The organism is Arthrobacter sp. Rue61a (assembly GCF_000294695.2).
In the GTDB taxonomy this organism is placed as follows: Bacteria; Actinomycetota; Actinomycetes; order Actinomycetales; family Micrococcaceae; genus Arthrobacter; species Arthrobacter aurescens_A.
This window is the reverse complement of sequence record NC_018531.1, coordinates 3,784,769-3,799,242: the sequence shown is the minus strand read 5'-3', so window position 1 is coordinate 3,799,242 and position 14,474 is coordinate 3,784,769. Positions and strand designations below refer to the sequence as shown.

At 63.4% G+C, this 14,474-nt stretch carries 11 protein-coding genes; 7 read left to right on the top strand and 4 right to left on the bottom strand.

Annotated elements, in window-relative coordinates; all coding sequences use genetic code 11:
* Positions 1 to 10: 10 nt before the first annotated feature.
* Genes ARUE_RS17255 through ARUE_RS17245 form a run of 3 tightly spaced genes read right to left on the bottom strand, consistent with a single transcriptional unit; the run spans position 11 to position 4,544 of the window.
* Positions 11 to 1,120: a M24 family metallopeptidase gene (locus ARUE_RS17255; protein ID WP_014922657.1), complete on the bottom strand. Its 1,110-nt coding sequence runs from the start codon at positions 1,118 to 1,120 to the stop codon at positions 11 to 13.
* Complete coding sequence (locus ARUE_RS17250; RefSeq protein ID WP_014922656.1) at positions 1,117 to 3,165, bottom strand: DUF6807 family protein; 2,049 nt, start codon at positions 3,163 to 3,165, stop codon at positions 1,117 to 1,119. The genes ARUE_RS17255 and ARUE_RS17250 overlap by 4 nt, the downstream gene beginning before the upstream one ends.
* Complete coding sequence (locus tag ARUE_RS17245) at positions 3,162 to 4,544, bottom strand: acetylxylan esterase (protein ID WP_014922655.1); 1,383 nt, start codon at positions 4,542 to 4,544, stop codon at positions 3,162 to 3,164. The genes ARUE_RS17250 and ARUE_RS17245 overlap by 4 nt, the downstream gene beginning before the upstream one ends.
* A gap of 220 nt (positions 4,545 to 4,764) precedes the next feature.
* On the opposite strand from ARUE_RS17245, the gene ARUE_RS17240 reads away from it, so the two are divergent.
* The 3 genes from ARUE_RS17240 to ARUE_RS17230 all read left to right on the top strand — a co-directional run bounded on the left by ARUE_RS17240 (position 4,765) and on the right by ARUE_RS17230 (position 8,262).
* Positions 4,765 to 5,709 (top strand): carbohydrate ABC transporter permease, encoded by a 945-nt coding sequence (locus ARUE_RS17240; protein WP_011775935.1) that lies wholly within the window; start codon positions 4,765 to 4,767, stop codon positions 5,707 to 5,709.
* Positions 5,702 to 6,643: a carbohydrate ABC transporter permease gene (locus ARUE_RS17235; protein WP_014922654.1), complete on the top strand. Its 942-nt coding sequence runs from the start codon at positions 5,702 to 5,704 to the stop codon at positions 6,641 to 6,643. Before ARUE_RS17240 ends, ARUE_RS17235 begins: the two co-directional genes overlap by 8 nt.
* A 248-nt stretch (positions 6,644 to 6,891) precedes the next feature.
* Positions 6,892 to 8,262: an ABC transporter substrate-binding protein gene (locus tag ARUE_RS17230; protein WP_014922653.1), complete on the top strand. Its 1,371-nt coding sequence runs from the start codon at positions 6,892 to 6,894 to the stop codon at positions 8,260 to 8,262.
* 88 nt (positions 8,263 to 8,350) lie between these two features.
* On the opposite strand, the gene ARUE_RS17225 is transcribed toward ARUE_RS17230, so the two are convergent.
* Entirely contained in the window at positions 8,351 to 10,369 is a 2,019-nt protein-coding gene (locus ARUE_RS17225; protein ID WP_043470631.1) for a beta-galactosidase, read from the bottom strand.
* Between the two features lie 206 nt (positions 10,370 to 10,575).
* Here ARUE_RS17225 and ARUE_RS17220 point away from each other — a divergent pair, with 206 nt between their 5' ends.
* Genes ARUE_RS17220 through ARUE_RS17205 form a run of 4 tightly spaced genes read left to right on the top strand, consistent with a single transcriptional unit; the run spans position 10,576 to position 14,439 of the window.
* Positions 10,576 to 11,862, top strand: a complete 1,287-nt coding sequence (locus ARUE_RS17220; RefSeq protein WP_011775931.1) for an ABC transporter substrate-binding protein — start codon at positions 10,576 to 10,578, stop codon at positions 11,860 to 11,862.
* 30 nt (positions 11,863 to 11,892) lie between these two features.
* Positions 11,893 to 12,843, top strand: a complete 951-nt coding sequence (locus tag ARUE_RS17215; RefSeq protein ID WP_011775930.1) for a carbohydrate ABC transporter permease — start codon at positions 11,893 to 11,895, stop codon at positions 12,841 to 12,843.
* Positions 12,840 to 13,763, top strand: coding sequence for a carbohydrate ABC transporter permease (locus tag ARUE_RS17210; protein WP_011775929.1), 924 nt, complete (start codon positions 12,840 to 12,842; stop codon positions 13,761 to 13,763). The genes ARUE_RS17215 and ARUE_RS17210 overlap by 4 nt, the downstream gene beginning before the upstream one ends.
* Positions 13,764 to 13,788: 25 nt before the next feature.
* Positions 13,789 to 14,439, top strand: a complete 651-nt coding sequence (locus tag ARUE_RS17205) for a hypothetical protein (protein WP_043470628.1) — start codon at positions 13,789 to 13,791, stop codon at positions 14,437 to 14,439.
* Positions 14,440 to 14,474 lie beyond the last annotated feature (35 nt).

The window sequence follows — 14,474 nt, the reverse complement described above, 5'->3', positions numbered from 1 at the left end:
GGTGCGAGAGTTACGGGCGCAGCGTCAGCGGACGACGGCGGCCGTCGACTTGGGTGGTCGGCCAGCGGTGGTCTGTGGTCAGGACGCGCAGGCCGGAATCCGTGAGCAGCACAGTGTCTTCGATCTTCACACCGGGCCCGGACGGGTTCCACGTGAAGGGTTGGTTGAGGACGATGGTGTCCGTGACCTCGGCAGTGACCCGGGGATCCCGCCCCGCATAACCGGCCGGGCCGCCCTGGTGGTGAAGCGTCCACTGGTCCTCGCCGAAGCCATGCCGGGCATAGGCCAGCTTAATCTCAGTGAAGACCTCGTTGAGCTTCGCACCGGGAACCGTGGCCCGGAAAATGTCCGCCTCAACAGCGGCGATGCGGGCCTCGGCGTCGAGCTCCTGGGGAGTGCCGGCGTCGAACGCTACCCAACGGGTCACATTGGCAACCAGCCCGTTGCGGCGGGCGCACACCACCGCCATGGCACGGCGGCCGATGGGGGAGTGAGTGGCCAGGGGGTGCCGGAAGGCGCTCCGGCCGGCCCCGTTGCAGAGCAGGACCAGCGGCTCGGCGCCCACCGCGACAATACGGGCAGCCAGCTCCGACACCAGCTGAAACTCCGTGGTTTCCGGGGTCGCAGCAGTGAGGACATCGGTCATGGCGTTCGCCGCGTCGGCGGATAGCGCTGCATAACGGGCTGCCTCGGCCGGCAAGAGTTGTTGCCGGGCCGCACGCAGTTCGGACGTGACGGCCGCTTCAACCAAGGGGTTGCCGTCCACTGCCAGGCCGGCCGCTGCCGCGTGCAACTGTCCATGCCATGGAACGGTGTCCAAACTGACGCCGTCCGGTAATTCTTCCGCGGTGATCCGTCCGGCCTCGTTGTTGAACGTGACCAGGTGGTCGCCGGAACGGTCCACCAGGAGGGCCGCGATGGGGTCACCGGCAAGGCTGATGTGCACGCGGCTGCCGTCCAGGTACCAGGTGAGGGCCGTGTTGGATGTCAGCAGGAGCGAATCGCGACCCGCAGCGTCCAGGATGTCCAGTACCCGCCGGCGCTTTACTGCGCGGTCGGCAACGTTGCCGGGTGCTGTCCGGGCTGTGGCGGGTGTTGTGAATTGAGTAGGCGTGGTCATGCCGTTTCCCCCAAAGTAGTCATGAGCTGTTCGATGTCTTGTGTTGCCAGGAAGCCGTCCGTGATGAGCACGGTCACCGACCTGTGGACAGGGTGTCCGGTGTCGGCGGCCACTGGGGCGTCCCACGCCAGCGATAGCCCGACGCCGGGATAACCCGAATGCCGCACGAACCACGGGTCCGGGGCTTGCGGTGACGCGAGGAAGACGAGTGTTGCGGGGTGTCCCAGCCCGGGGTCGCCGGTGACATGTGCGGCGCCCGAGGTTCCGGCGTCGAACGTCCCGGACCATGCCAGCCACGGCGCCACGCTGCCGTGCACGGCGTCCTCGCCGCGCGCGTCCGGGGTCCAGATGGTGGCGTCGCTGACTTTGGGCAAGCGCCAGAAGAAGCCGCCGTAACCGCCCAGCGGACGCCCGTTGGAACCGGGGCTGCCCAGCAGCACAGCGCGTCCGGTGGCGGACTCCAGCGTAAAGTCCAGCGTCAGTTTCCATGCGGAATGTCCGACGGCGGCCCAGCGCCACTCGCGCTGCTCGCGGAGGACAGGTGTTCCGTCCGGTGCCAGCCAGCTCAGCTTTTCCCGCCGCTGACCGTCAGAGTGCTCCGCGGATTCGGTGACGATTCGGCCGTGGTCCTTGCGCCAGACATAGGCCCCGGCCTCGCGGGTGAAGGTCCGCCCACCCCAAAAGTTGATGCCGTCCACGTCCTGGAGGGCGACGCCAGCTCCGAGGTGCCACACGTGGTCCTCAGGGACGTGGTCGGTGACCACAGTGCCTGCAAGGGTGCGCACGGGGTGGAGGTAGGGCCGTGGCGAAGACGTTGCCCGGATGTGGGTTCCGTCTCGGAGGGTAGCGACGGGTACGCCCTTAATGTCCAGGGTGGGTCCGCCGGATGCAGTCCAGGGCGCTCCGAGCTCCGCGAACGTGGCTTGGCCCAGCGCTGCACGTTTGATCAGGGATTCAATGCCGTGGACCACGGGATGGGCCGAGTCTCCCTCGCCCTCCCATGTGACGAAGTCAGGGTGGATCGGCCGGGGCGAGTCGGCTGTGCGAATGGCTTCAAGCACGGACACGTAGGCGCCGGCACCACTCAGCGGGCTGAGCAGATCCTCTTCCGAGCGGGCAGCAATCAGGTTCTCCAACAAGTCTGTTCGCCCGAAAGTCTCGCTTCGCGTCCCGTCCGGGGTTGTGATCTCCAGACGGTCCTCGGTGTAGAAAAGGGTGAGTTGCCCCCGTGTCCCGTAGACCGTGACTGACGGCGCGGACTGCACAGGCGCGCAGAGCGTCAGGGCGCAGGTCAGCACAATACCTCCCGCGGTCCGGACCCTCACCACGGACGTGTCGTCACTCTCGGTGTCGTTGGCCCGGTAAAGGTCGGTATCCACGGATTCAACGTCCGCCACGGTCCGGGCACCGGCAAGCCGCAGCCCGGTAGCCACTGCGTGCGCCAAGGCGTTGGTGGCTACCCCGTCCACCACATCCGTCCCATTGAGGCTGCGTTTGCCGGCCCAACGGGAGCGCTTGAAGTACGACTTGTTCCGCAGCCACAGCCCGGTGGCGCTAATGCCGCGGACGTCTCCGATGTCGCCGGATGCCACCAGAGCCTCTATTGCGGGAAGGGCCCCTGAACCAAGGCTCTGGAAGCCCACCTGCACTAACCGGCCCGCGCTCGCGGCCGCCGCCATGAGGTCCTCGTATTGCGCCATGGACGCCACCGGCGGCTTTTCCAGGTAGACGTTGGACCCGGCTTTGAGGGCGGCGAGGGCAAGCGGCGCATGAGTTTGAATGGGTGTGGAGACGATGACGACATCCGGGGCGGTTCCCGCAGCCAGGAGCTCGTCGAGGGAAGCGAAGACCTCCACATTGGAGCCGAGCGTCCCGCCCGCCGGGGGTTGTGGATCGGCCACCGCCACCAGTTCGAGGGCGCCGTCAGCACTGAGGCGGGCAAGGTTTTGGAGGTGTCGTTCGCCGAAACCGTGCACGCCAACCAGTGCGATGCGGGGGAGCCGGGCGTTGCCTTCCGCTGTGGTGGCGATCGAGGGTTGTGTCATGAGGCTGTCCTAGCGGGAGCAGGTGCGGGGGTACTGGTAGCTTGACGGGACTGCAGGGCGGCGGTGAGGAAGGCCGCTGCCTCGTCCTGCATGGCTGGGGTGAAAACGTGGGGCTCCTGCCAGAAGCTCCCGGTGTAGCGGGCAGGCAGGCGCTCCAGGAGGCGGTTGTGGGCATCACGCATTCCCTGTTCGGGGAAAAGCTGGTCCGCCAGGCCGTACTGAACCAGGACCTTGGCTCTGGAACGCGCGGCCAGGTCCGGCCAATCCCCCAGCTTGGCCAGCCCGGGGGTGTGCAGCAACCAAGAGTGTGCGTCCAGGTAGGCGGGCAGGAGCGACGCGAAGGTAGTCATCATGCACGTCACCACGTAACTGCGGATCAGCGGGCTCAGGGCAGCGAGCACCAGCGCCCGACCACCGCCGCCGGAGAAGCCCAAGCAACCGAGCCGATCCGCATCCACGCCCGGCAGCGAGGCAAGAATGCCCAAGGCTGCGAGGTCGTCATGCGCCACGGTCCCGGCAACGGTGGTCCCCATCAGCGTTGCGGCTTTCGCCACGGTTTCTTCGTGGGCGGCAGCCGCTGCGTTGTACTGTTCCGCCGCGGAAGGTTCGACGCCGGCCTCCCGCCAGAGTGCCTGCTGGCCGCTGACTGCGTTGGCAGCCCGCCAGGGAAGGGGTTCGAGTCCGAAGCTTCGGCTACCCCACATGAAAGCGTCGTGCGTAAGGACGGCGAAACCCTGCTGAGCCAACCATGTGGCGAGTGCCCGGCCGCCATAGAGCTTTGCCCTGACATCGAGGGGCGGCAACGCATGCGACGCAGAACCGGAGGCGACCGCCGAGGAGGTCACGTCGTCGCGGTTTTCCAGGCTACGGGGGAACGACACCAGCCGCTGGGCGCCATAGGCCTTGATGCCGCCGTGGCAGTGCAGGGCGAGCAACCCCGGCAGCGGACCGGTAACGCCGGCTGGACGCACCAACCATGCGGATGTCTTCGGCCCGAAACCCAACTGCCAGGACAAGTGCGTGGTGATGACGCCGTCGTGCTCATTTTCTGAGTGGACGGTGTACGGAAGCTCGCTTATTACGGCAGGAACTCCGAGTGTGTCAGCAAGCTGCTGGGCGTCCGCGGACTCAGCCACGTGGCGTCGTCCCACGTAGCAGGGCCAGTCCTCGTACCTGGCCAGCGCACTGGGCCGGGAGGACGAATCTGCCATGTCAGCCCCGCTCATGGCAGGCGTAGTCGGTGGGAAACAATAGTGTCCTGCCTTATCGATGCGGGAGGGTGTGCGGTAGCGCACGCCGGGCTTCTTCAGCGTGGGGAAATCGATGTGGGCGGTTTCGCAAGAAAACGCTTTCTCAAAAATTAGCAAAAGGCTGTACAAGGGTCAAGAAAACGTTTACTTTGATACGGAGCCGCTGATCGCCCGGACTTAAATCCAGGCCTTCAGGGGGTAGCGCCAGCAGATCGGCTGCATCCCGGACGGCAAGCACCACCAAGACTCGAACTCCGTGGATGGCCACGATGACCAAAGGAGACCACATGGCCGCTGTACTACGCACGGGGACGCCGCAAGGCGTTCGCGCTCCGGCGAGGGGGAAACAATGAGCGCCATAGGCGAACTCTCCACCATGACCCGTCGCAAGGGCCCCATGACCAAGGAAGAGAAGAAAGCAAACGGCCGCGACAACAAGGCCGCCTACATCTTCCTCTTGCCGTGGTTGGTGGGCTTGGTGGCCATCACTGTTGGACCCATGCTCATGTCGTTGTACCTGTCCTTCACGGACTACAACCTCCTGCAGCCGCCGGAATGGGTGGGGCTGGATAACTTCATCCGCATGTTCGGCGACGCCCGTCTCCACAACTCGCTGCGGGTCACCTTCACGTATGTACTGGTGGGTGTACCCCTTCAGTTGGGTGTGGCCCTGCTGATCGCACTGGTCCTGGATAAAGGCCTGCGCGGCCTTCCGTTCTACCGGTCCATCTTCTACTTGCCGTCCCTGCTGGGCGGATCGGTGGCAGTTGCCATCCTGTGGAAGCAGATCTTCGGCACCACCGGCCTGGTCAACCAGATCCTGGCAATGGTTGGCATTGAGGGTCCAGGCTGGATCTCGGACCCCAACACCGCTCTTGGCTCCATCATCCTCCTGCACGTCTGGACTTTCGGCAGCCCGATGATCATCTTCCTGGCCGGCCTGCGCCAGATCCCGGTCATGTACTACGAGGCCGCGAAGGTTGACGGTGCCACCACACTGCAGCAGTTCTGGCGGATCACCCTCCCGATGCTGAGCCCCATCATCTTCTTCAACCTGGTGTTGCAGATCATCGGTTCGTTCCAGTCGTTCACGCAGGCGTTCATCGTCTCCGGCGGCAACGGCGGCCCATCCGACTCCACCATGTTCTTCACCCTGTACCTGTACCAAAAGGGCTTCGGCCAATTTGATATGGGATACGCCTCAGCGATGGCCTGGTTCCTGCTGGTCATCATCGGCGTCTTCACCGCCATCAACTTCATCGCTTCAAAGTATTGGGTGTTCTACGATGACTAAACTCCAAACCCTCCCCGCCGCCTCCGGTACCTCCGCAGGAAAGGGCGGCAAGTCCGGCAAGAGCCCGCGGCGCCGCGAATCACCAGGCAGCCTGGCCTTCAGCCGCAGCGCCCGCATCAAAGGCCTGGTCAAGCACGCCATCCTGATCATTGTGGGCGCGGTGATGATCTACCCGCTGCTGTGGATGGTGGTTTCCTCCCTCCGCCCCAACGACCTCATCTTCCGCGAACCCGGCCTGTGGCTGGAGAGCCTGGAGATGAGCAACTACACCGATGGATGGTCAGCGCTGACCCACCCATTCGGGCACTACATGGTCAACTCCGCCATCGTGGTCCTCGGCTCGATTCTCGGCAACCTGATCTCCTGCTCCATGGCCGCCTACGCCTTCGCCCGCCTGCAATTCAGCGGCAAGAAGATCTTCTTCGGCATCATGCTGCTGACCATCATGCTGCCCTTCCACGTGGTGATCGTGCCCCAGTACATCCTGTTCTCCCAGATCGGCTGGGTGAACACCTTCTGGCCGCTCATCGTCCCCAAGCTCCTGGCCACCGACGCGTTCTTCGTCTTCCTCATGGTCCAATTCATCCGCGGCATCCCCAAGGACCTCGACGAAGCCGCACGCATTGATGGTGCCGGCCACCCCAGGATCTTCCTCCGTGTCATCCTGCCCCTGATGGTCCCGGCCCTGGCCACCACCACCATCTTCACGTTCATCTGGACCTGGAACGACTTCTTCGGTGCCCTCATCTACCTCACGGACCCGGACATGTTCACCGTCCCCGTAGCTTTGCGGGCCTTCGTCGACTCGCAGTCCGCCACCAGCTGGGGATCGCTCTTCGCGATGTCCATCGTGTCCCTGCTCCCGGTGTTCCTGGTGTTCCTCTTCGGCCAGCGATTCCTCATCAAAGGCATTGCCACCACGGGCATCAAGTAGATCCATCGTTCCTGCCACGAGCGTCACGTCACGAGGGGGCGGCGGGTGCCGTCCCCTCCGGTGGGCGCGCCCTCCGGCTATGTTGCCCCTCCGGTATGCGCCGCGCCTTAGGCGAGTGCCGCCGTCGAGCTATTCACCAATCAAGGCAAGTTGCATCTTGTAATACAAGATTGTGACTTGTATCATAAAACCCAACGAGAAAACGCTTTCTCAGTTCGCATCAAGATCAAAGAAGATCGGAGACCACAGTGCCGGTAAGTCCAAAGGGTGAAGCAGTCGCCCCCGCAACCGCCGCAGAAACCCGCGCGTCAGCGCCGAAGGCCAAGCGCAGGCTACGTGCCTCCGCCCTCGTGGCGGCAACAGCTGCCGCGGTCCTCGCACTCACCGCCTGCGGTGGCGGCGGAGGATCCGAAGCCAAGAGCGCCGATGGCAAAGTGGAACTTCGCTTTGCATGGTGGGGCGGCGACAAGCGCGCCCAAGTGACGCAGGCAGCCATCGCGGCCTTTGAAGCCGAGAACCCCAACATCAAGATCAAGCCTGAGTACGGCGACTGGAGCGGCTACTGGGACAAGCTGGCCACCCAGGTCGCCGCCAATGATGCTCCGGACATCATCCAGATGGACGAGAAGTACATCACTGAGTACTCCACCCGCGGTGCACTGCTGGACCTCTCCAAGTACGACATTGATACCTCCAAGCTGGACGAAGCCGCTTTGGAAGCCGGCAAGGGCGAGGACGGCCTCATGGGCATCGCCGCAGGCATCAACGCTGCCACCATCCTGGCCAACCCGGCAGTCTTCCAGGCCGCAGGCGTCGCACTTCCGGATGACAAGACCTGGACGTGGGAAGACTTCGAACGCATCGCCGCCGAGGTCACTGCCAAGTCGCCCAAGGGAACGTACGGCGCGGCTGCCTACGGCACGGATGAAGCCTCCCTGGGTGTCTGGCTGCGCCAGAACGGCAAATCCCTGTACACCGAGGACGGCAAGCTGGGCTTCGACCCGTCGGACATTGCCGAGTGGTGGGCTTTCCTGAAGCAACTCAGCGAGAAGAAGGCCGTCCCGTCTGCATCCGAGGTTGTTGAAGCCGAAGCAGCACCGCTCGACCAGAGCGGCCTGGCAACCGGTAAGAATGGCCTGGCATTCTGGTGGTCCAACCAGCTTCCGGCCCTCGAAAAAGCTGCCGGCGGTGAACTGCAGGTCCTGCGCTTCCCCTCCAAGACGGGCAAGGCCGCTGATGCGAAGCTTTGGTACAAGGCTTCCCAGTTCTGGTCGGCGTCATCGCGCACCAAGCACCCTGAAGAGACCGCCAAGTTCATCGACTTCCTGACCAACAACGTCAAGGCCGGCGAAGCACTCCTGGCAGACCGCGGCGTTTACCCGAACTCGGAGGTTCGCGAGGCAATCGCACCCAAGCTCGCAAAGGCCGACGTCAAGGTTGTCGACTTCATCGACCAGATCAAGGGAGAACTTGGCGAAGCTCCGGCCGCACCACCGAAGGGTGCGGGAGCCATCCAGGAAATCGTGAAGCGTTACACCTCGGAGGTCCTGTTCGACAGGCTCTCCACCGAGGAAGCCGGCAAGAAGGCCGTGGACGAGATGAAATCCGCCATTAGCTAGCTTTCCAGCGACGGGAACCGCGCCCCGGGTTGGTCCTTCAGGATCAACCCGGAGCGCGGTTTTTTCGTGTGCCCGCCAGTCAGTTGAGTCAGTCTTCCGCGATGACGGCCACGGCTCCGGCGGGTACCACTCCCGTAAAGCGCGCGCCGCTGAGCAGTTCGCCGCCGTCGGCCTTTACCGTAACGTCCTCCTGGCTGTGGTTGATGGCGAACAGGAACGTGCGGCCGTCAGCGGCCCGCCGTCGCGTAAGTTCGACGCCGGCAGACACCTCGGTCACGGCCCTCACCCCTGCTTCCTCCACGAGTCGCGCGGTGAGGGAGTCGATGCCATCGGCGTCGGGAAGCGTGGCGAGGTACCAGGCAGAACCCGTTCCGACGGAACGCCGCGTCAATGCCGGCACCTCGCCGAGCGGGTAGTCGGTGAACGTTGCCAAAATCTCCGTACCCTCGGCCGCGTGGACGTGCTCGCTCCACACGGACCCCACCGTCCCATCGCTCAACGTGACCGACGTGCCGGGGAGAAGTGGGTGGAACTCCTCACCCCGAACGCCCAATAATTCGCGGAAAGCGCCGGGGTAGCCGCCCAATCGAACGTGGTCCCGTTCATCAACAATGCCGCTGAAGTAGCTGATCAGTACTGTGGCGCCACCCTCCGCGGCTGCCGCAATGGAGGCGGCCGCGGCGTCCGTTACGGAGTACAAAGTGCACACCAGGATGAGGTCGTAACCGGACAAATCCGAGGACGGGTGGACGAAGTCCGCGGTGATTCCGCGCTTATACAGGGAGCGGTGGAATGCCCGCATGGTGTCCAGGTATTTCAGCGAATTGTTCGGGTGCGAATCCAACTCCGAAGCCCACCAGGCCTCGTAATCGAACACGATCGCAACACGGGATTCCACCCTCGATCCCTTGACGGTCTCCAGCTTGGACAGCGCGTCGCCGAGGTCCACCACGTTCCGCCACACCTGGGTGTCGCGGCCGCCGTGGGGAACCATCGCTGAGTGGAATTTCTCCGAGCCGGCCTTGCTTTGACGCCACTGGAAGAACATGACGGCGTCGGCGCCGCGGGCTACGTGCGTCAGCGAGTTTCGAAGCATTTCGCCGGGCATTTTGGGCTGGTTGTGGGGCTGCCAGTTGACCGCCGACGTCGAGTGCTCCATGAGGATCCACGGCTCGCCGCCCGCCACGCCGCGCGTGAGATCGGCGCTGAAGGCCAGTTCGATCTCCCGCTCGGGGTCAGCCGCCACCAGGTAGTGGTCGTTGGCAACCACGTCCATGTCCTTGGACCAATCGAAGTAATCCAGGGCCTTGGTGGCGCTGGAAACCATGAAGTTGGTGGTCGCCGGGATGCCCGGGGTGACTTCGCGGATAACGGCCAGCAGCTCGCGGTAGTAATCGATGAAGGCCCAGGAATTGAACCGGGCGAAGTCCAGTTGCTGCCCGGGGTTCAGCGTGGTGGGAGCTGCGCCTGGCGGGATGATCTCGTCAAACGATGCGTAGTGCTGGGACCAAAACGCCGTTCCCCAGGCCTCGTTGAGGGCCTCGATGGAACCGTAACGGCGTTCCAGCCAAGCGCGGAAAGCGGCGGCGTCTTCCTCGCCATGGAACTCGCCAACGTGGCAGCCAAGTTCGTTGTCCACGTGCCAGAGTGCCAAGGCCGGGTGGTTCTTGTAGCGTTCGGCGATGACCCGCGTCATGGCGGTGGCGTACCTGCGGTACACGGACGACGACGGCGTGTAGTGGCGTCGCGAGCCACGTTCCAGCCGGATTCCTTCCGCGGTGACGGGAAGGATCTCGGGGTATTTGCGGGCCAGCCAGGCAGGGGGAGAGGCTGTGGCGGTCGCCAGTGCAACCTTGATCCCGGCCCCGTGGAGGTTGTCCATGACATCGTCCAACCAGCCGAAATCGTAGTTCCCTTCAGTGGGCTCCAGGAGACCCCAGGAGAATATGCCGACGCTCAGGAAGTTGACTCCGGCTTCCTTCATGAGCTCGATGTCCTCGAGCCGGATGTCCTCCGGCCACTGCTCGGGGTTGTAGTCACCGCCGTAAGCGAGGCCGTGGATGCTGTTCCAGACGGATGGACTGCGTGGGATTTCGGGGGAGGTCAAGGGGACTCCTTCGTCAGGTTGGCCGTGCTGGTACTGGTGGTACTGAAGGTATGAGTGCAGCGTACCGGTCAAATTGCGATCTTTGGAAAACGCTTGCCCAGATTCTTGTTTAGGGATATTGTATCGATTCAGAACGAGTGTAAGCGAGATCACTGCCACGTTGTAGAGAACTCGGAAGCTTGCACCAACTGAGCAAGGAGGCTCTCATGATCGATAGAAGGAAATTCCTCACCACGGTGGCTCTCGGCACTGCATCTGCCGCGTTCCTCTCCGCTTGTGGCCAGTCCTCGTCCAGTGGACAGACCGGTTCCGCGGAGAACCCCGTCACCATCACCTACACCTGGTGGGGCAACGATGACCGTGCCGAGCGCACCCGCAAAGCCATTGCCCTGTTCGAGTCCAAGAACCCGGACATCAAGGTCAACGGCAACTTCTCCGACTTCCCCGGCTATTGGCAGAAGCGCGCTACCGAAGCTGCCGGCGGTGGACTGCCGGACGTCATGCAGTGGGACCTCTCCTACCTGCGTGACTACGGTCAGCGGAACCAGCTCTTGGACCTGGGCACCGTGAAGATCAACACGGACGCTTTCGACAAGTCCCTCCTTCCCTCGGGCCAGATCCGCGGCAAGACTTACGGCATCCCCACCAGCACCAACGCCTTCGCGGTCTACTACGATCCCGCCAAGCTCGCTTCCTTGGGCATTGCGGAGCCGGACGGTACCTGGAATTACAAGGAGTTCAACGCCTTCCTGGCCGAGGTTGGCGCCAAGGGCAACGGCACGTTGTTCGGCGGCACCGACTACACCGGCATCTGGTGGAACTTCAACATCTGGCTGCGCCAGAACAACATCCAGGCCTTCACCGAGGACGGCAAGCTTGGATTCTCCAAGGACGATCTGAAGAAGTGGTGGAACCTCACCGCGGATCTGCGCGGAACCGGGGCGATTGTTGGCGAAGACAAGGCCACCCAGTTGCTGCCCAAGTCCCCGTTCGGCTCCAACGTCACCGCCACGGAAGTTACGTGGGACAACTTCATGGCCGGCTACCTCGCTGACAGCGGTGCCAAGGAACTCAAGCTGGTTCCTGTTCCGTCGGATGACCCGGACAACCTGGGCCTGTTCCTGAAGCCGTCAATGCTCATGGTGGCCAGCGCCAAGACCAAGTACAAGGATGCTGCTGCCCGCTTCATTGACTTCATGGTCAACGATCCCGAGGTCGGCCAGATCTTCAAGACCTCGCGCGGTGTCCCGGCGTCGAAGACCCAGCGCGACGGCACCACCTTCGAAGGCACGGACAAGCTCGTGGTCGATTACGAGAAGTCAATCGAGAAGTACCTCAAGGACGCTCCGGAGCCGCCCATCGTTGGTTTCGGCACGTTGGAGTCCACATTCAAGCGCGTCACCCAGGACCTCAACTACGGCAAGCTCACCGTGGACGGCGCAGTTGATGCGTGGTTCAAGGAAGCCGAAGACCTCATCAAGCAGAACGCCTGATACAGGCTTCATAACTGACGGACTGATCTCGTGACTCAAAGCCCAACCCTGAGCAGGCGCACCGCCTCCGCTCCCACGCAGCCGCGTAAATCGCGGCGGCGCGGGGCGGACGCCCGCGCCGGCTACACGTTCCTGTTGCCCTGGCTGCTGGGATTCATTGCCCTGACCGTGGGCCCGATGATTTCCTCGCTGTACCTTTCCTTCACCAACTACAACCTCTTCGATGCCCCCAAGTGGATCGGCTTCGATAACTACGTCACCTTGTTCCAGGACGAACGGTTCCTGCAGTCGGTGGGTGTGACCATGCAGTACGTGGTCTTCGGTACCCCTCTCAAGCTCGCGGCGGCGTTGGCGATCGCGATGCTGCTCAACAGCAAACGCAAGGGCCAGGGTTTCTACCGGTCCGCGTTCTACGCCCCCTCCCTGATCGGCGCCTCGGTGTCCATCGCGATCGTCTGGAAGGCCATGTTCGGCGATTCCGGCCCCGTGGACCAAGGCTTGTCCTTCTTCGGGATCAACCTCGGCGGTTGGGTGGGTAACCCCAACATGACTATGGGCATGATGATCCTGCTGACCGTGTGGCAGTTCGGCGCCCCGATGGTCATCTTCCTGGCCGGCCTGAAGCAGATCCCGGTGGACCTCTACGAGGCAGCCTCGATGGACGGCGCCGGCCCGGTGCGGAAGTTCATGAACATCACCTGGCCCATGCTCTCCCCGGTGATCTTCTTCAACCTGCTGATGGAAACCATCCACGCGTTCCAGATCTTCGCCTCGGCCTACATCATCTCCAACGGCGAAGGCGGCCCGGCAGGATCCACCCTCTTCTACACCCTCTACCTGTACTTGCGCGGTTTCTCCGATTTCCGGATGGGCTACGCCTCGGCGATGGCCTGGCTCCTGGTGATCGTGGTCGGCATCATCACGCTGATCTTCTTCAAGACCTCCAAGTCCTGGGTCCACTACAGCGGTGATGCAAAGTGACAACCATGGCAACCCCCACCCAGCCCCGAGCAACAACAACCACTCCGGCGCCGGTCTATAACCCGAAGTCCGAGTCCACCTTGGCCAAGCGGATCAAGAGCACCATCTTCCACATCGTGGCCCTGGCCTTGGTGGCGATGGTCCTCTACCCGGCCCTATGGATGATCTCGGCCTCGTTCAAGCCGAACTCCGAGATCGGCGGCGCGAACAATGCGTTGTGGTCCAACAACTTCAGCTTCGATAACTTCGTCACGGCCATGGAAGGCATCGGCGGGGTCTCCACGCTGACGTTCTTCACCAACTCGCTGATCCTGGCCGTCGGCGCGGTGGTGGGAACCGTGCTCTCAGCGAGTATCTCGGCCTACGCCTTCGCCCGGATCAACTTCCCCGGCCGAGGACTGTTCTTCGGCATGATGATCGCCACCTTGCTGTTGCCCTTCCACGTGGTGATCATCCCGCAGTACATCGTGTTCCAACAGCTCGGTCTCGTGGATACCTACGTGCCGCTGCTGATCGGCAAGTTCCTCGCCGCAGACGCGTTCTTCGTGTTCCTCATGGTCCAGTTCATGCGCGGCCTGCCGGCCGAACTCGACGAAGCAGCGCGCATCGACGGCGCCGGACACGTCCGCATCTTCGGGTCCATCATGCTCCCGCTGATGAAACCGGCCCTGATCTCCACCTCCATCTTCTCCTTCATCTGGAGCTGGAACGACTTCTTGGGCCCGCTGCTCTACCTGAACACCCCGGACAAATACCCGCTCCCGCTGGCGCTGCGGCTCTTCGTGGACCAAACCCAATCCTCGGACTACGGTGCCATGATCGCCATGTCCGTCCTGGCGCTACTCCCGGTCTTGGTCTTCTTCCTGGTCTTCCAGCGCTACATCGTCGAAGGCGTCTCAACGCAGGGCCTCAAGGGCTGACGGACACGGAAGAGAGTACTGAAAAATGAGCACTATGAACGCCACAGGCAAGCCGTCCGGGAACCCCGGGATTCCGGTCAACCGCTTTGCCCTCTTCGCCGAGACCATCCTGGCGGGAGTCATCGTGCTCCTCCTCTCCATCCCGTTGGTGACGGCGCCGGCTGCCTACGCGGCCGGCGTCGCGCACCTGGAAAGGCACCTCAGCGGCAGGGACGATTCCCTGCGAAGCCTGTGGGGCAATTTCCGCCGTGCGCTGCCCGGCAGCTGGAAGATGGGAATCACGACGGCGGTAGCCGCCGTCGTGATTGTCCTGAACCTTTTGCTCGCACTGGTGGGTCAACTGCCCGGCCGGGCAGCGATCCTGCCCGCCACGCTGATCCTCGCCGCGGCAGGCGCCGTGCTGTTCCTGCGCATCACCGCCAACTGGAGCGGAAGCGTGACCTGGAGCGGCGACGCCGGCCAACAACCCGCCGTCGTTCCCGGCCCGCAACGGTGGGCTGCCGCCTATGCCAGCGCCAAGGCTGATGCGGTGCGCGACTGGACCGGCTCGCTCCTGCTGCTAGCCGCAGTCTTCATGGCCGTGGTCTTCGTCTGGATGCTGCAAGCCCTCTTCGTCATCGTCCCCGGGACCCTGGTCCTGGCCGCAGCCGCCGTCAAGATCCGCTCCCATCGCTAAGAATTCCCAACCAACCCGCTGAATCGAGCAGAACA